The 18,734-nt window shown below is 38.5% G+C and carries 16 protein-coding genes; 2 read left to right on the top strand and 14 right to left on the bottom strand.

Going from position 1 to position 18,734, the window contains the following annotated elements:
• Positions 1-82: 82 nt before the first annotated feature.
• From iolG to CU635_RS23460, 7 genes are all read right to left on the bottom strand, one after another.
• Positions 83-1,108, bottom strand: a complete 1,026-nt coding sequence (gene iolG, locus CU635_RS17805; protein WP_101578730.1) for a bifunctional inositol 2-dehydrogenase/D-chiro-inositol 1-dehydrogenase — start codon at positions 1,106-1,108, stop codon at positions 83-85.
• Between the two features lie 60 nt (positions 1,109-1,168).
• Positions 1,169-2,137 carry a sugar phosphate isomerase/epimerase family protein gene (locus CU635_RS17800; RefSeq protein WP_101578759.1) on the bottom strand — a complete coding sequence of 323 codons (969 nt, stop codon included), beginning with the start codon at positions 2,135-2,137 and terminating at the stop codon, positions 1,169-1,171.
• Between the two features lie 31 nt (positions 2,138-2,168).
• Positions 2,169-3,365 (bottom strand): MFS transporter, encoded by a 1,197-nt coding sequence (locus tag CU635_RS17795; RefSeq protein WP_101578729.1) that lies wholly within the window; start codon positions 3,363-3,365, stop codon positions 2,169-2,171.
• A gap of 211 nt (positions 3,366-3,576) precedes the next feature.
• Complete coding sequence (locus CU635_RS17790; RefSeq protein ID WP_101578728.1) at positions 3,577-4,554, bottom strand: sugar ABC transporter substrate-binding protein; 978 nt, start codon at positions 4,552-4,554, stop codon at positions 3,577-3,579.
• A gap of 404 nt (positions 4,555-4,958) precedes the next feature.
• Positions 4,959-5,876, bottom strand: a complete 918-nt coding sequence (locus tag CU635_RS17785; protein WP_101578727.1) for an AraC family transcriptional regulator — start codon at positions 5,874-5,876, stop codon at positions 4,959-4,961.
• Between the two features lie 415 nt (positions 5,877-6,291).
• Complete coding sequence (locus CU635_RS17775; RefSeq protein ID WP_180955470.1) at positions 6,292-7,524, bottom strand: MDR family MFS transporter; 1,233 nt, start codon at positions 7,522-7,524, stop codon at positions 6,292-6,294.
• Between the two features lie 445 nt (positions 7,525-7,969).
• A complete protein-coding gene (locus CU635_RS23460) occupies positions 7,970-8,140 on the bottom strand; it encodes a hypothetical protein (RefSeq protein ID WP_180956604.1) in 171 nt (56 codons plus the stop codon).
• Positions 8,141-8,709: 569 nt separating this feature from the next.
• Here CU635_RS23460 and CU635_RS17765 point away from each other — a divergent pair.
• Positions 8,710-9,963, top strand: a complete 1,254-nt coding sequence (locus CU635_RS17765) for a sensor histidine kinase (RefSeq protein ID WP_180956603.1) — start codon at positions 8,710-8,712, stop codon at positions 9,961-9,963.
• 347 nt (positions 9,964-10,310) lie between these two features.
• On the top strand, positions 10,311-10,838 hold the full coding sequence (locus CU635_RS17760) for an LrgB family protein (RefSeq protein ID WP_101578723.1): 528 nt from the start codon (positions 10,311-10,313) through the stop codon (positions 10,836-10,838).
• Here the strand turns inward: CU635_RS17760 and CU635_RS17755 are convergent.
• The 7 genes from CU635_RS17755 to CU635_RS17725 form a co-directional block, all read right to left on the bottom strand.
• Positions 10,747-11,103: a cupin domain-containing protein gene (locus tag CU635_RS17755; protein ID WP_180956612.1), complete on the bottom strand. Its 357-nt coding sequence runs from the start codon at positions 11,101-11,103 to the stop codon at positions 10,747-10,749. The two genes, CU635_RS17760 and CU635_RS17755, sit on opposite strands and share 92 nt — an antisense overlap.
• Before the next feature lie 173 nt (positions 11,104-11,276).
• Positions 11,277-12,776: a xylulokinase gene (gene xylB / locus CU635_RS17750; protein ID WP_101578722.1), complete on the bottom strand. Its 1,500-nt coding sequence runs from the start codon at positions 12,774-12,776 to the stop codon at positions 11,277-11,279.
• Between the two features lie 58 nt (positions 12,777-12,834).
• A complete protein-coding gene (gene rbsK / locus CU635_RS17745) occupies positions 12,835-13,722 on the bottom strand; it encodes a ribokinase (RefSeq protein ID WP_101578721.1) in 888 nt (295 codons plus the stop codon).
• 200 nt (positions 13,723-13,922) lie between these two features.
• A complete protein-coding gene (locus tag CU635_RS17740; protein WP_101578720.1) occupies positions 13,923-14,858 on the bottom strand; it encodes a sugar ABC transporter substrate-binding protein in 936 nt (311 codons plus the stop codon).
• A 25-nt stretch (positions 14,859-14,883) separates the two neighbouring features.
• Positions 14,884-15,822 carry an ABC transporter permease gene (locus CU635_RS17735; protein ID WP_245917520.1) on the bottom strand — a complete coding sequence of 313 codons (939 nt, stop codon included), beginning with the start codon at positions 15,820-15,822 and terminating at the stop codon, positions 14,884-14,886.
• 1 nt (position 15,823) lies between these two features.
• Positions 15,824-17,308, bottom strand: coding sequence for a sugar ABC transporter ATP-binding protein (locus CU635_RS17730; protein ID WP_101578719.1), 1,485 nt, complete (start codon positions 17,306-17,308; stop codon positions 15,824-15,826).
• Positions 17,309-17,348: 40 nt separating this feature from the next.
• Positions 17,349-18,332 (bottom strand): LacI family DNA-binding transcriptional regulator, encoded by a 984-nt coding sequence (locus CU635_RS17725; protein ID WP_101578718.1) that lies wholly within the window; start codon positions 18,330-18,332, stop codon positions 17,349-17,351.
• Positions 18,333-18,734: the final 402 nt, after the last annotated feature.

Below are 18,734 nucleotides of genomic sequence, written 5' to 3'. Positions count from 1 at the left end.
TTACATCACTCAAAATACGCTCAAGATTCCAATTCAGCTTCTTTGGTTCTTCATCACCAAGCACCGCAATGCTACGCTACAATCATTGCAAAACAAAAAATTTATCATAGAATACAGGACGTTCCGGCATTGTAATTGGCACGATCTCACCTGTGTGCTTTGCTTTTACACAAGCATCAGCCGTCACGGCGACAACAAAACCATCCCAGGCTGATGGACCATGCATTTCGCCTTTTACAGTTGAATTAATCCATTCCTGGAGCTCAGTATCATAGGAATCGATAAAGCGATCCTTCCAATCTACTAAAATTTCGGTTGATAGTTTTGCTTCACTGCGCAAAAGAACACTCAATGGCTCAGGTAAATTTGCCGTGCCCGTTTCACCAACGACCTGGCATTGGATATCGTATCCGTATTGGCAATTGACGAAGATTTCTGTGTCAATTCGGATTCCCTGCTTTGTTTCCAATAAAACAATATGCGGATCCTGAAGTCCTTTATCTGCAAGGGTAGTGTTTTTTGGCAGGATCACCTGGGCAGAAACATAATCGTCATTGAGCAACCATCGCAAAACATCTATTTCATGTACAAAAGCATCGGTAATTGCCATATCACCACTGAAGTTTGAAACAGATGGAGCACGATGCGCACAATGAACCATCAGCGGCGCCCCGACTTTTCCATTATCTACGACATTTTTCAATGCACGGTAACCTTTATCGTACCGCCGCATAAAACCTACTTGAACCAGCTGTTTGCCATGTGCTATCTCTGCATCAACGATTCTTTTGCAGCCTTCAGCAGTCCTGGCAAGTGGTTTTTCGCAAAACACAGGTTTTCCTGCAGTAATGGATGCGAGCACAAATTCTTCATGTGAAGGGCCCCAGGAAGTGACCAGAATTCCATCCACGTCAGTAGCATTAATGACATCATGCCCATTTTCATAAACCTTCGCATTGATCTTTTCGTTTTCAACTACTGCGCGAGCTTGTGCTGCATTAATGTCTGTGACGGCAACAATCTCCGCTCCTGTTAACGAATCAGTGATTCTCCGGATATGATCCTGTCCGATTGCACCTGTTCCGATTACTCCCAATCTCAATGTCATCATAATTCCCTCCTATGTTCAGCTTTATATATTTGATCATAAACACATGACCACAACCGGTTAGAACGTTTTCTGTGCCATGCGTATTTCAAATTCTCTTGGTAACGCTTCTTTGAGAACATGCATTGATTTTTTTACACCGGTAAGAGGATTCATCGTTAAATCTTCCATTTCAAGAACGACCGGACCATCATAGCCAGTCATTTTCACGACGGTGAAAAATTCCTTCCACCAGCTCACATCATGCCCATGTCCCAGTGCGACGTAATTCCATGAACGTGTCGCAAAGCTCTCCATCGGTTTAACATCAAGAAGCCCATGGACGTCATTGATTCCTCTTTCTATTCGCACATCTTTAGCGTGGATATGGTATATAGCACTACCCAATGCCCTTGCGGCGAGGATCGGATCGCTGCCCATCCAAAATAAATGACTTGGGTCAAAGTTCATTCCAACCATTTCGCCAACCTGGTTTCTTAACTTAAAAAGTGTTTCCGGGTTGTAAACTAAATTGTTTCCCAAGTTTTCAATCGCAATTTTTTGAACGCCATGGTCTTTTGCCAGCTTCGCAGCTTTTTCCCAGTATGGGAACGCAACCTCATTCCATTGCCATTCTAAAATTTCATCATGCCTGGGCAGGAAAGTATGCGTGATCCAATTCGGTGTCGCGTCTTTTGGGCCGCCGCCAGGGCAACCGGACATCATGACAATTGTTTTTACTCCCAATAACTCGGCAAGCTGAAAGGTTTTTTCAACTACCTCCTTATGTGCTCTTCCTGCTTCAGTTGGGTCAAGCTGATTGCCTGAACAATTCAAAGCGACTATTTCAAGACCCCTGCTTTTTATAGCGTTTAGAAATCTGTCCCGTTGATTTGCACTCTCGATCAGCCCTTCCAAATCAACATGTGGCGCTTTGGACCAGTTTCCGCACCCCAACTCAAGTGCTTCAAACCCTAAATCAACACATGTATCAAGCATTTCTTCCAACGGCATACAGCCCAAAATATCCGTAACGAGACCGGCCTTCATCACTACAATCTCCCCCTCATATTCAATAACTTTAACTTCCGCTATTTAAGCTAATAGATTTGTAATGTTCTTCACTGTTATTCCAAAACACAACCAATAAGGCGGCCAGCAGGCCCAATATGCCGGCAAAATAAAACCCGGCCGCTATTCCCATCATTGAATTCAATACACCTGCAAGAAATGGACCGGTAAACATGCCGATTGCATACAATGCCTGGTATGCCCCCATTGCTGTTGCTCTTTTTTCATGTGAGATAGATTCGATCGCCATTCCTAACAGCAATGGGAAAAGTAGTCCGAGCGAGAAACCATTAAAAGCTTGGACCATGCAAAGCCAAATTTTTGAATCAACAAATGGTGTGACGAATGTAAAAAATGAAGTTGCCAAAAATGCGATCTTCAAGGATTTCCATTGACCAAAAATCGGTACAACTACCTTCCCCATAAAAAGAGTTGCGATTGCATGGGGAATCATAAACGAAAACACGATTAGACTAATATCACTGGCCTGAAGACCAATGTTTAATGCAAAGGCAGGGATGAAACCAAACATGGTAGTAAAAATGATACTGTGCGCCAAAATCGACAATAATGATATCTTAAGCAACAGCGGTTCTCTCATGACGGAGATTAGATCTTTTATTTTAACCGGCTCCCTCACTATTCCTTCCTTTGGCTCATAAATGAAGAAGGAGAGTGCGGCACCGATGATACTCACGATCCCGCCTACCCAGAATGGAACGTGCCATCCCCATTCAGTTGCAATATAACCACTTACACTCATGCCCAGGAGTTGCGCCAGCACAATAACAAACGAAATGCTGCCCGTAGCACGATGAATTTCCCGATCAGCAAAATAACTGGAGTATAGTACAGTGAAAGCAACCCAGGTTGCTGCGGCAACTCCGGCGAGGGAGCGCGATAAAAGTACCAACCCCAAGCTATCAGTCAATGCAAATAGCAAACAACTAAATGCACTTGTTAACATCCCAAAGATGATAAATGGCCTTCTTAATTTGATAAGATCAGAACAAATCCCAATCGGAAGCCGAAATATAAATTGCATGAGCCCATAGCTGCTCAAAACTATACCAATAAAAGTGTATTTGCCTCCCATTGATTCAATATAAGGAGACAAAATAGGAACATAGATAAAATGCGAAAACCAAAGAATAAATGAGACTAGCAAAAATACAAATCTGTTTGTTTTTGAATTCAGAGTACTCATATGATCCACTTCCATCTATGTCGCTTTTCTACGTTTTTTGAAATCTATAAATGTGTTCAATGGGTTTGCTTTTATCTGAAATTCCGCACAGTTTCCTGAAGATGTTCGGTATTAATTAACTAGTAATAATATTCAATCTATCTAAACCATTAAAGATTTGATTCCAGCGTATCCGTAAAATTGAAGCCATTATTACTCTTGCAATCAACGATTATTTATAAATCTCTGCGTACTCTTCTACATTGTCTGGCGTTACCAATTTATAAGGAACGATCACATCTTCGACTGGTTCACCGTTTGCTGCTTTTACAGCTGTTTGTATACTGCCCACTCCTTGGCCAATCGCATCCTGGAAGACGGTCACTTCGAGTTTGCCGGATTGCATAAATTCTAAAGCAGCTGGTGTGGCATCGACTCCCGCAACTATCACTTCATCAAGTTTCCCATCTGCTTCAAGAGCCATGATCGCTCCGATCGCCATTTCATCGTTGTTAGCCACAACGGCATCTATTTTTTTACCGGAATGCAACCAGTTTTCCATTAACGTTAACCCTTTTTCACGGTTCCACTCAGCAGTATCTTCCAAAACAACTTTCATTCCCGGATTCTTTGCAATGATTTCCTTGTTTCCATCTGTTCTCATAATTTCCGCTTCATGTCCCATTTGTCCATGCATAATGGCGATATTACCTTTACCGTCAAGCAATTTGGCCACTTTTTCCATTTGCAGCAGACCGGATTCAATAGATTCTGAACCAACGTAAGCAGTAGCATCTTCTACACCGTCAAATGTCTGGTTTGAGACAATAATTGGGATGCCAGCCTCATTGACTCGTGCCAGTATATCTACTGCTGCCACTGTATCTACGGGAGTAAATATGATAGCATCCACCTTCTGTGCAATAAAATTTTCAATCTGGTTCATCTGCTTTGCACTATCATTTTGCGCATCGCTGTACATAAACTTGAAATCGGGATGATTTTTCTCTTCTTCCTTCATCGCATCGATCATGTATGTCCTGAATTCATCACTGAAATTTTGCAGAGAGATCCCAATCACCTTTTTATCACCAGCCCCACCTGATTTACCTTCGACTTTGGAAGTCGTTTGTTCCCCACCGCTGCAAGCAGCTAAAATAAATACCAAAATCAGATAGAAAGTTGTCACTGCTTTTTTACTTAGTTTCATACATATATTCCCCCTTTGTTATGTTGTAACAATCATATTGGCTAAACCGTATAACCTTGAGATTCTCCATCCCATCCACTATTACAAGTCTGTTCTAAGGCAGAACGGCATACTTACTATAAATGCCACACCGTTTTGTATTTTTAAGACATCATGTAAAATAAGCACTTCATTTACAACACTATGATCATTCCTCCCCCCACCAGATAAACATTAATGTAATCGCTTACTTTTCATGCAAAAAAATAAAATTCATTATTTATAATAGTGATTGTAGGGCAATAAGGCATTCACTGTCTTTGTACTATAAAGACAACTATTTGCACTATGAAGACATCTTCTATGTGATCCCTTCATTAACAAGAAATCCCCCACTTCAAATGCATACCTAAAAGTGGGAGATTTCAATTAGCTTCATCATTATATGTGGTTGTTTTCAAGTCTGTATAGAGAGCACGAAAACGTCCAGGTGACGAATTCAGTGCAGAAGTAAATACGCGCGTAAAATAATGAACAGTTGTAAAACCAGTTTTTTCAGCAATATCTTTGATCGACAAGTCTGTGGTTTTCAGTAATGTAGCCGCTCTCTGAATCCTCTCATTTTGAACATACTCCGAGTAACTTACACCTAATTCCGATACAAATAATCGTGACAAGTGCCGACCGGAAATATGGAAATGACGAGCCGCATCAGTAAGCTTTAACGATTGTGATAGATTATCTTTGATGTAAAGTGTAGCTTGATTAAGCAGAGGTGAACACGCTTCGGGCAATATCTTATGATGATGATCATTATGTGAGTAATGTACAAAAGTTTGCAGTAACGAGGCAATCAGCGAGAAAGCCAAGTTATTTAAAATTTCTTCAAAAAAAATATGCTCAAGCTTTGTTGATTGAATAAGCATAGATTTCCAAAGCAATGCAGCGGTCGTATCATCTTTTACCTCTATACTCACTCTGGAACAAGTCTTGGCTTCCTCCATGATCCTGATCCATTGTTCGCTTGATTCTGATTCTATTAATTCAAATGCAACATAGAGGAGAAACAGTCCTTGTTCGCTTTTTATTTGGTGTAAAACGTCCGGCCTTGAAAGAAACATTGTGTTTTCCTGCAGTGAATGGGTCTGGCCATCGTCTAAATATTTTCCCTTACCTTCAACTACATAACATATTTCAAAAAAAGAATGTTTATGCCGCAGGTTATCATAATGCTTTGGCATAACGCCCCAATAATGCACGTGAATAGATGCTCCATTTTGTTTTAAATGAGTAGCATATTGATTCAAATGGATCTTCCCTGAAGTAAATTGAGTTAAATCCAAAATAAATCCCCCTTGTTTTTTCAATGAGCGGCTGGACTTTCATCTATGAATGCAGCAAATAGCAAATAGCTTGGTTTATTCTGCTCGTTGTATAAGATTATACCGTGTTTAGTATCTTGATATATATCAATGGAAAACAATAATTCAGTAGCTTGCTTTGTATCTACAATTTCATGTCTGGTAAAATTTTTGAAAGTAGAATCCGGAAAAGCATCACGGTAGCATTTTTATCCCCAATGACTAATAAACTCCTTTCAGTTTTTGGGGATAAATGGGATTTACTTGTTAACCTGCCCCTTTTGTTTACATAAAAAAACGCCTGGAAATGGCAACTGTTCTTCAATTATATCTCCCGTTACTTCGATCAGAAACCTGTTCTCAAAAAAATTTCTATTAAAGAGCGTGATTAAAAATGTCATTGCACATAAATTTTAAAAAGTTGAATATAGAGGGCTAAACTAATTAACGCACAGACGAGTATGACGCTGAAAACGCCCATTGGAGCCACCCATGCAGATAAAAAAACTGTCAAGGGAGCTAAAAATCTTCCAATAGTGAATTGTAATCTGGAGGCGCCCATGTATTGCCCTCTGGCGTGCTCAGGAGCGTAATCACTGACAAAGTTATTTATCACCGGAGCACGAACGATTTCTCCAAACGTAAAAACGATAGTGAGTACAAACATTAACCAAATGTTAGTCGTTAGTCCAACTGCAAACATCCCCACTCCAGCCAAGATCGATGAAAGAATGAACACGTCTCGATCTCTCCAATGTTTTAACCATTTTGTAACAGGCAAGACAAATAGAACAAACAATAGCCCATTCAACCCCAACATCCATCCCAAAACTTCTGTGCTAGTAAGCATAAACGACCAATCATTCCAAGTGAACAGTGGTTGCGACGGGACATAATCGGTTACATATATTGCTAAATACAGATCCAATTGCATAATTGTGATAATCGAAAAGACGCCTGCCAAAATATAAAGGACAAATATTTTATCACGAAAGATGATTCCATAGCCTTTCCATTGTTCTTTAATAGAAGTTGAAATGGCATTCAATTGAACTACCTTTTTTGTGGTATTTGGCATAGTTTCATGAATTTTCAGAAATATAATAATAGAGTAGAGCAGCATGACGATTGTACAAGTCCACAATAGTTCACTTCGATAATGAAAGAAAAAAAATGCCCCCAATGCAGGCCCCAATACAGCACCAATATTATTAGCCGTAATAAAAGTGGCAAAAACCTGCTTCCGATCCTTGTCGGGTACTAGATCAGCTACCATCGCATCGCTGGCAGGTCCATAAAGGGCGCCTCCTAATCCAACTCCGATAAATGCGAAATAATTAACCCAATGTGAACTGGACATGGCAAACAATGCGAACATAACCATCTTCAGGGAAGAACCTAGCAACATGACAGGGCGACGTCCCAACCTGTCTGTTAGATCACCTCCAACCATGCTGCCAAGGATACCTATTAGTGGCGGAATCGTCATCAACATCCCTGCCATGTGATTGCCTAACGCTTCGCTAAAGTAGACCGCAATAAAAGGAAAGTACATCCAATATAATAGGTTGAACAGCCCCTCGCCAATTAATCGAATTTTTAAATTGGCATTCCATAATTGCAACTTCAATAAATTCCCCTCTTTTCTAACGTAAACGTTCATATACTTCAAGAAACGCTTACCACAATTTCCCGGCCAGGTATCCATATAATAAAATATTCGCAAAATTATATATAGACTTATAATTTTTTTTAATTTATACTAATAATATAGAAGTTGAGGTTACGCACTTTTAATTTGAATGTCCCACAAAACGAACATTTGTTCGAAATATAAAAGACGCTCTTTTAGAGAGCGTCTTTTTTTCATGATATGGAGACTGTTAAATGTTGACTAATTGCTTAAAAAAATGTGTTCTCGGTTAAAGTGCTGGATTTTAGGCATAGGAAAATCCCTTATGTCATGACAAATAGGGATTTTCTGCATTTTAATGGAGTTAGGGAAATGAACTATTTTCACTTATTCAAGCAAAGCCTCCGTTGGTTTGAATAGAAATAGGATCTTTATACAATCATTATTGTTTAGTGCTTTCCCCTATTTCCGGTACGTACCGACCGTCACCTTTTCGTATTTCATCGTCATTCGTTGTCACCTCTACCTGTGCCGCGACCTCCGGATTACCAAGAGCAGCTGCATCGGGATTGCGCCCACTGATTTTTTGAACCTTATCTTTTCCTTGTTCCATAATTCATCACCTCCCTGTTTTTTTAATGTAACCTTGATGATGCTTTTTATAATTTATTAATCAAAAAAGGATGTGTAGCGTGGCTGAACTAACCTGCCTCCATTAAATGAGAAAAATCACTTTGCACACAAAATAAAAACCCCCAATGCAGAGCATCATAAGGTTTAGCTTTCTTGATAAATTACATTTTTTATCTTTATTTAGTGAACGCATTGTTTTTTCATTTTGCATTATTGACAATGATAGCAGGCAGTCAGGTTTAGAAAAAAACTGCTTTAGTGTTTTTTTATGAATCAATGAAGTTAAATCCAAAAGCTGTTCATCGCTTCGTGTCCAACCTTTGTATTTTTTAAGCAACTTCTAAGCCACATTGCACTATTTTTCTCTCACGATAAATTCTACAGTAGAATCATATCCTTCCCCTTGTTGGCAGAGAGAAATATGATATTGCTATAACAAAACTTTTAAAGATGATTGCCTTAAATGAAAAAATAATGTATTAAAAAAGAGTAGAGAAAATTTTTTGACAGAAATGTGAACAAATGTTGCAACATAAAGGGGTAGACATGATGAGCTTCCAGTATAACAATATCCTTATCCAAATGTTAATGGTACTGTTCCCGATTATTCTTTATCTGGCACTAACAAATGATAGACAAACAATTAAAAATGAACATTCGTACTGGGGATACATTTGTGCCATTACAATGGGTTTATCTATTGCATTCTCCGTTAAACTAGATGATGGAATTTTCCTTGATTTAAGGATGGTTCCATGGTTTCTATCTTTTATTTACGGCGGCACTGCCGTAGGAATCCATGTAACTATATTTTTCTTTGTCATCCGCTTTGTTATAGGCGGAACCGGAATGATACCAGCCTTTATTGTGATGTTCTTATCAAGTTTTGTTATGTGCAGATTCCGCAGTCGTTTTCATCATTGGGGACGAAAAAAGAAAATCATGCTATCGGTACTTTTCCTTGTTGTTTCATCCGCGTCAATTCCATTTCTTGGAACGATCTTGCTTGAACAGCCAATTAATTTCGTTAGATTAAGCAGCTATGTTTGTTTTGTCATTGCAAATGGCATAACAGTGTGGCTCACCATCCACCTGATGGAATCTTATCGGGAGAAAAAGAAGCTTTTGAAAGAAATCAGAAAAAATGAAAAACTACATGTAGTAGGACAAATGGCTGCAAGCGTTGCTCATGAGATAAGGAACCCTATGACAAGTGTACGGGGTTTTATTCAACTTCTATCATTATCCAAAAACATGAGCACTGCTGAGAGGGGCTACCTAAACGTCTGCCTCAACGAATTGGACCGGGCAAACGCAATCATCTCTGACTACCTTGCATTTGGAAAAATCCAGGATATTGAAAAGCTTTGTCATGTGGATGTTTCCTCGGAAGCAATACAGTCGATTAAATCACTCTCATCCTATTCGGTTCTCCACGGTGTTCATGTATCTGTGGATATTTGTGACCGTGCTGTTGTGATCGGCTCCCCTGGCAAACTGCAACAGATGTTCGTGAATCTTATAAAGAATGCTATTGAAGCAGCAAGTCCTAATGGACATGTAAATGTGAAAATACATACGTACAACCAACAGGTGGAAATCATGATAGCTGATGATGGTGAAGGAATGAGTGCACAGCAGATCGAAAACCTCGGATTGCCTTATTATTCTACAAAAGAGAAAGGCACCGGACTTGGATTAATGGTTACGCTGCAAATCATCAGAGAGATGGGCGGACATTGGAAAGTGTCAAGTCATTTAAATGAGGGCACCCTGTTTACAATTATGATTCCTTTATTATAAGCATTGGAATCATGATTAGTTGTAAGCGTGGCATTCGAGCAACAAAAGATATTGATTATAAACATGAAAAAGAAGGCTGATCTAAGATGCGTGAATTTTGTTCTAGTTTCCTTTTAATGACCGGATAGGCAACTCTATCGCTTGGGGCGTATATTTTTTCGTCTGGGCCATTTTTATGTTCTATGCACTTCCATTGGCTGCTTGCGTGTTAGGTTCTGGATGGCTTTGTCTATTTATTTCCAAAAAGCTTGATCCTAAGCCTTCAGCAAAAGCGAAATGACTGAAAAAAAGAACAGTTTGATTCTCTCCCTCGATATCCGGCCTCTTTCCAAAATAAACATAAATGAATGCACGAAAAGGGGCTGTTACCATACGCCCGAATCACCTTGACGCTATTCAACAATCTATTTGGAGCAGATAGAAAAATATATGTTTTTTTATTGCTTGCCTGTCAAATCCATGAGGACACTTATCAGCAAGGAAGCCTCGTTTTTAATAAGCTTTTGGAACTTGCGGTTGTCTCTCTAGCTGTTCCGCTATACAAACAGTGGTCGTTCCTAAAAAAGAACTTTAATAAAATCTGTTCAGGAGTTGTTTGCGGTACGGTGCCGGGGATCATCTCTGTCATTGGGCTAGCGCAAATATTCCATTTAACTCAACAGTTACTGGCGTCTTTAATCCCCCGATCTGTCACACTTCCAATTGCTTTAACCTTATCAAATGAGCTGGGAGGTTATACCTCAACTACGGTATTCTTTGAGATTTTTTCAGGTCTCGTTTCCTTTACCATTGGTCCGAAATTATTAAAGCGATTGGGAATACGCAGCGTTCGATATGCTGTTTCAATAACAGGAGCTCGCCCTTTTTCAAGGTAATTGGCTTTCCTCCTACTGTCTGCTTTAGTTCCCCATTAAAGACATAGTTGGCCTCTATATAATCATGTTTGTGCAATGGGAAATCAACAAACCTTGTATGCTTGCGGACCATGATCATTTTATCTTTGCTAAGAAATTTCTCACTCTCAATAATAAAATTGGTCTTGCTTGTATACAGTTCTTTGCTGACTTTTTTCCTTCGCTCCAGGATGACTTTCTCTTCATTGGTTATATGCAATAGTTCATTGAGAAGGCCATGATACATGTCATTCACCTGTCTTCGAGTAGTGATCTCTTTATAAATTACATGATATCTTATATCCACCTTATTTGTTTAGTATTGTGGATCTTTAAACACTGTAAAAACCAAAAGACAGGTAACCTGGATTGGCACCTGCCCCAGCATTTTGCTTAGCTTAGCTAGATGGTACTTCAATCTTACTTCATTCTGAAATCAACCAATTTTTGATTTAATTCCTTCGTATTAGAATAGATTTCTCTATAAATATTAAACAGTATGCTGTACTTCTTTACATTGTCGGGATTTGGATGAAATTCAGAAGAGATATTAATAAATCTTTTTGCACATTCGTCCAACGATTTGAACCAGCCACAACCATATGCAGCAAGCATGGCTGCACCTAAACCTGGTCCCTGTTCGCTTTTTATCTTAAGCACTTTTGCATTAAAAATATCGGCTTGTATTTGTAGCCATATATCACTTTTCGCTCCCCCGCCGATGGATATAATGTTTTCAATAGCTTTGCCTTCATCACGGAATATTTGTATTGACTCATTTAGTGAAAAAGTTATTCCTTCTATTATTGCTCTTACAAAATGTTCTCTTCTATGGTTTCCATCTATCCCTAAAAAGGTTCCACGTATAGTAGCATCCGCATGAGGAGTCCTTTCACCGAATAAATATGGAGTGAACATAAGTCCATCACAACCAATTGGAACATGCTGAATTTCCTCAAGTAATTTTTGAAAAGAATCATTTTTTGCAAAGTTTTCCTTAAACCAAGTTAAGCTTTGGCCCGCAGATAGAGTTACACCCATTGAATAAAAGGAATCATCCTTGACATGGTTAAAAAAGTGGAGTCGCCCCCCATAATCTCTGTCTTTATCATCTTCGTAGGTAAGAACAACTCCCGAAGTGCCGATGCTGCATAATGTAAAGTCTGATGACAGTATTCCGGCACCCAGGGCACCACAGGCATTATCTGCTCCTCCGGCAAATACTTTTGTTTCATCTGATAGCCCGATCTCCCTAGCCACATCTGCCAGTAAAGTCCCGGAAAATGAATGTGATTCAACAAGTGGAGGACATATTTCAATGGGGATTTCGAATGCCTTACATATTTCTATATTCCATTCCTTCTTTGCTATATCCAGTAGCAAAGTCCCGGCTGCATCGGAACACTCACTGCTTAAGTCGCCTGTCAAACGAAATCTGATGTAATCCTTTGGAAGAAGAAAGATGGAGGTTTGGTTAAAGATCTCTTGTTCATTTTCCTTGACCCAAACAATCTTCGGCAATGTGAAACCCTCAAGTACCCTATTCCTTGTTGTCTTCAGTATTTGTTCTCCAAACTGCTCGGTTATCAATTTACATTGAGGACTAGTTCTCGTGTCATTCCAAAGGATAGCATTACGCAGAACTTTATAATTCAGATCCAAGAGGACTAATCCATGCATTTGACCCGAAAAACTGATCCCTTCTATGTCCCTTACATTTCCTTTAAAATGTGCAACTAACTCAGTTATTGAATTTTTGGTCTGTGCGATCCATTGCTCAGGATCCTGCTCACTATAACCCGATTTTTCTTGAATGAGAGGATAAGACTTAGAATTTTCACATATTACTTCCCCAGTATCATTAACAAGGATAGTTTTAACCGCACTAGTTCCTAAGTCAATGCCGATAACATATTTCATCTTTTATCAACTCCAAACTGATTAAGCATTCGCGTTGTTAGCGTTTCAATCTTAAAAATTATGAATCAAGTAATTTGGTGACACTCTTGCGTGTTGGCATCCCTTGCTGGGCACCAATTTTCGTAATTGAAAGCCCGGCAGCAATGTTTGCAAAACGTATAGCTTCATGAAGCGGCCTTCCCTCAGAAATTGCAATTCCAAATGCTGCAGTAAATGTATCCCCTGCACCTGTAGTATCAACAACATCAACCTTGATGGAAGGGATGGTCTCAACATTGCTGCCATTGTGGTACTTAACCCCTTTTTCTCCGCACGTAATTAACAATTTATTGGGATACCTTCTCAAGCTTGCTTCTATATCGTGAGACGTATTTAACACAATCTTATACTCATGTTCATTTGGCGTTATATATGTTACTTGACTCAAGACATCTTCTGGTAAAGGTAGAGCGGGGGCCGGGTTAAGGATAATGACTTTCTTATTTTCTGAAAGAAATTTTATTATGAATTGTAAAGCTTCTATCGGGATTTCCATCTGCATAATAATAACATCAAAGTTTAAGAGAACTTCCTTTACCGTAGACAAATACTCAATGTTTGTATGTTGATTTGCACCTGGTATTACAATGATTCGATTATCTTTCTCACAAATCTCTATAACAGCGACTCCAGATGAAACATTATCCAACATGTTTATATACGTTGTTTCAATGCTTTCTAAAACTAAATTATCTTTTAGGCTTTTTCCATTCTGATCATTTCCTAATGAGCCAAACATGGTCACAGAGCCGCCGAGCCTTGCAACTGCCACCGCTTGGTTCGCCCCTTTTCCACCATGGGAGGTAAAAAACTGATTGCCCAATACAGTTTCACCCTTTTTGGGACTCTTATCCGTTTCAACTACCAAATCCATATTAATACTGCCAATCACAGCAATACGTGCCAAAAAGTATCCCTCCTTATATTTAGTTGTCTGCAGGCAGACAGCGCTTATGTAACATTCTCAACTACTCTATATATAAAGTACCCTCTGCACTTTGACAGAGCCTACGATTCTGCGAACTTAAGAAAAATTCCCCTTTATTTAATAGAAGATAAAGGGGGACATTTGAACAACGATTCGTTTTTATATCGTGTTAGATTGTTTTATTTCTTTTCATCTGACATATAGACATCAACAAGAACTTTTTCCTCAGGTTTTTTTCCATCTTTTAAGAAATCATCTACATATTTTACAGATTCTGAACCAATGAACTCGAAATCCTGTACAGCTGTTACAGACATTTTACCTTCTTCTATCAAATCATATGCCTCTTTAGCACCATCAAAACCAATAACAACAATTCCATCATCTTGTCTTCCAGCTGTTTCAATTGCGCGTACAACACCAACTGCCATTGTATCATTTTGTGCAAAAACAACATCAATATCATCATGCTTTGCTAATAAATCGGACATTGCCGCTTCAGCAGGCGCCATAGAAAAGTCGCCTACTGTTGTATCGATAATCTCAAATTTGCTATCCTTGTTTTTCGAAGGATCAATCATACTTAAGAAACCGCCCCCACGTTCACGTTGTGGCGCTGTTCCAATAACACCTTCCATATGAATAACTTTGCCGCCTTCAGGCATCTTCTTCTGAAGCCATTCACCAACAAGTTTTCCACCTTTTGTGTTATCTGTTACCAGATAAGAAAGAACCCCATCTACATCTACAGATCTGTCAACTGTAACAACTGGAACATCTTGTGTAATTGCGTCCTTTAAAGCATTTGCGGCTGAGGACTCATCACCAGGATTTATGATTATGGCATTAACTCCTTTTTGAAGCGCATCTTCTACTTGTGAGGGCTGCTTGGATGCATCATTTTGACCATCATATACTAACACTTCATATCCTAATTCCTCACCCTGGTTAACAACAGCGTCACGAAGTACGTGGAAAAATGGATTTCCTAAGTCTGCCATAAGTAGGGCAATCTTCTTTTCCTTGTCATTTTTTCCGTCTCCACCTGATTCCTGGCTACATCCACCCAAAATCAGCAGAAGAACCGCTAATAAAATTAAAGAAAGCCTTTTCATTTTGTACCCCTCCTGATATTTTAATTTATCTAGCACTCTTCCGGTCTAAAAGCACCGCAAGAAGTATAACTAGCCCTTTTATGAATTGCTGATAGAAGGCCGACACACCAATGATATTAAGTCCATTATTTAAAACACCTATAATAAGTACCCCTATGAATGTGCCAAAAAGTCTTCCTCTCCCCCCAGCAAGGCTTGTTCCACCAATAACGACAGCAGCAATTGCATCTAATTCAAATCCCATCCCAGCAGTAGGCTGCGATGAGCTTAAACGCGACGTCAAAATTACACCAGCTAAAGCTGACATGACCCCACTAATTACATAAACCCATGTTTTTATTCGGGTTGTTGGCAAAGAAGATAATCGTGCGACCTCTTCGTTGCCACCAATGGCATAAACTCCGCGGCCAAAAACTGTATTTTGAAGAAGGACTAATAATATAAAAAAGATAACGATGAAAACAATCATTGGAAATGGAATGCCTAACACGCTTCCCTGGCTGAAGAAATCAAGGACTGGTGAGTTTGCTGTTAAGCCCATTGCAGGGATCCCATCTGACACGATCATCGTAATACCTCTATACATCGTCATTGTTGCAAGAGTCACAATAAATGCTTGGAGGTTTACTTTGGAAATCAAAACACCATTAAACAATCCAAGTAGGGCGCCTATGGCGAGGACAGTTGGGATTGCAATTACATCCGGAGTTCCACCTGAAATCATAATGCCCATTATCATACCCGCGAGTCCTAATATGGCGCCTACCGACAAATCAATACCGCCTGTCAGAATAACAAAAGTCATACCAAAAGCAATAAGACCATTGATAGAAACCTGGCGGAATATATTTAAGAAGTTATACATTGTTAAAAATTTAGCATTCGTTAAGGATATAATGAACACTAAAGCAAGTAAAACAATAAATGTTCCATATTTTTTATAAATCGATCCTATTTTCTCCAACTCATATCCCTCCACCTGTGGAATATTCCATTATCTTTTCTTGGGTTGCCTCTTTGATATCAAATATTTTTTTGAGCTTCTTTTCATGCATGACTGCCACACGATCACAAACCCCTATTATTTCGGGGAGTTCGCTAGAAACTACTATTATTGCAACTCCAGCCAATTTCAACTGGTTAATAATATCGTAAATTTCTTTCTTTGCACCTACGTCAACACCCCTTGTTGGCTCATCAAGGATTAAGATCTGCGGGTTTGTTATCAGCCATTTGGCTAGAACAATTTTTTGCTGATTACCGCCGCTTAACTTACCAACTTCGATCGTTTGGCCAGGCGTTCTCACCCTTAATTTTTTTATGTATTCATCCACTATTCCTGAAATCTTTCCTTCCTTAACTAATCGGTTTTCTGTAAAAGAAGACAAGGACGGTAAAACTGCATTTTCAGCGACCGTAAAATTCAAAATTAGTCCCTCATTCTTTCTGTCCTCAGTGATAAAGCCAATTCCTAGTTTCTTAGCATCAATTGGGGATTTAATCTTCACTTCTTTCTGATTAATATAAATTGACCCAGAATCGAAAGGAGTACTTCCAAAGATTGCGTGCATTACGTCCGTTCTGCCGGAACCCATTAATCCAGAAAAGCCAAGGATTTCTCCCTTTCTAAGCTCGAAATCTATATTTTCGAATTTTCCTTTTTTTGTTAACCCTTTGACCGATAATATTACTTCCCCAGCTTCCACCTCTACCCTAGGGAAACGATCATCCAAGTCGTAGCCCACCATCAAGCTAACAATTTCCTCGAAGGATGTATCGGTCGTTTTTTTCTGCGCAACAAATGCCCCATCTCGCATTACAGTAATTTCATCGCATAAATCAAAAATTTCTTCCATCCTGTGTGAAATATAAACAAACGAAACCCCTTTATCCTTCAGACTTTTTATAATGTTAAATAGCAAATCGATTTCTTTATCCGTCAATGCAGCCGTAGGTTCATCCATTATGATGAGTTCAGCATCCATTAACAGCGCCTTGGCAATTTCAACAAGCTGTCTTTTACCAATGGAAATATCTTTTATAAGTGTATTAGGATCAATATCCAAGCCAAGTAGAAGAAGCTTTTCTTTAGCCAGTTTAACCATCGATTTTTTATCAACAAGACCCAATCTATTCTTTATTTCCTTTCCTAAAAACATATTGTCAACAATGCTCATTTCGTTAAGCACATTAAGTTCCTGGTGAATAAAAGCTATTTTCATATTTTCGCTATCTTTAATATTTTTAAACTCTTGGATTTCCCCATTAATTTCAACATTACCTGCATCTTTAATATAGACGCCTGTTAATATTTTCATCAATGTGGATTTACCCGCACCATTTTCGCCCATAAGTGCATGTATTTCTTTTTCCTTTACATGAATCCCAGCATTTTTCAATACCTGAACGTTTCCAAAGCTTTTATAAATTTCAGTCATTTTTATTTCCATGATCACACCTCCATTACTAAGGAAAAGGGTTTATAATTTGTCAGACGTTTATGCCTACAGTGGTCTCTCTTTTGATCAGTTTTGGTTGAATCATGATATTTCGTTGTTTAATGGCCTCCCCTTTAATCATTTTAATTAGGACCTTAACCATTGTTTTTCCAACTTCTGAAACAGATTGTTCAATTGTGGTTAACGAAGGATAAAGGAATTCCCCAATATAGCTATTATCGAATCCAATTACTTGTACTTGTTCAGGGATTTGAATGTTTTTTTGTTGAAAATACCGAATTACTGTAGCAGCTGCAATGTCATTAAATACGAAGATTCCATCAAACTTTTCAATGTCTTCGAGAATTTTGATATTGGCCTCGAGCATTTTTCTTTGAAAATCTGTCTCAAATTTAATAATGTCAATGCTTAGGTTTTTTTCTCTAGCACTTTCTATAAAACCTAGAGAGCGAGCATTTATTGCTTCAGAAAAATCAGGTCCCTTTACATGAACAAACTTTCTGCATCCGCTTTCATAAAGATGTTCAAAAGCGATCTTTCCCCCCGTGTAATTATCAGTAGCCACAGTGATTACTTTTTCAGAAATATGACTTTCAAAAGAAACAACTGGAATATCCTGAGAGGTATATTCTTCTTTACATTGGCTGCGTACCGTAATGATTCCCGCTACCCGATGCCCCTGTAACACGTTTATGTAAGCCCTTTCTTTTTTCGGATCATCGTTTGTGTTACACAAGAAAATTGAAAATCCTAAATTACTTGCATACTCTTCGATGATCAATGCCATTTCGTTAAAATAAGGATTTGAAATATTAGGGACTAAGAGTCCAATAATTTTGGAATTCCTCTTGAAAATGGCCCTGGCTAATTCATTTGGTCTGTAATGAACTTCCTCTATAACCTTTTCGATCTTTGCCTTTACTTCTTCACTTACATATCCGGTGTTGTTAATGTACCGGGAAACAGTTGCTATCCCCACACCAGCTTGTTTTGCAATTTGTCTCATATTAGCCATTAACACCCACCCTTTCGATGATCAGCTGTTTTATACATACCATAAGGAAGCGTTTTACATAAAATAACAAAATTTACTCAAAATTTTTAGTATGCATTTGAATCCATAAGCTCGCATGTATTTTCTCTAGGATGAAACAGACTTCAAATTTTTCTATATGAAAACATGCTTTATTATTTATTTTCCAAATAGTGAAACATGTTTCATAACTTGAGTCTAAGACAAGAAAATTACCATGTCAACATAAAATTTTATCTCGTTTTATAGAAGTTTTATGTAAAATAAACTAAAAAAATTTAATATTGATTAAAATCTAGTATTATGTCATTTTCTTTCATTAATCACTAGCGTTGCATTAAATAAAAGCGAATTTGTCAAGCTCAAATCAAATAAATTTATTTT

The sequence above is a fragment of the Bacillus canaveralius genome (assembly GCF_002860125.1).
In the GTDB taxonomy this organism is placed as follows: domain Bacteria; phylum Bacillota; class Bacilli; order Bacillales; family Cytobacillaceae; genus Bacillus_BJ; species Bacillus_BJ canaveralius.
The sequence above is the reverse complement of the archived record's forward strand: the minus strand, read 5'-3'. Positions and strand labels throughout refer to the sequence as shown.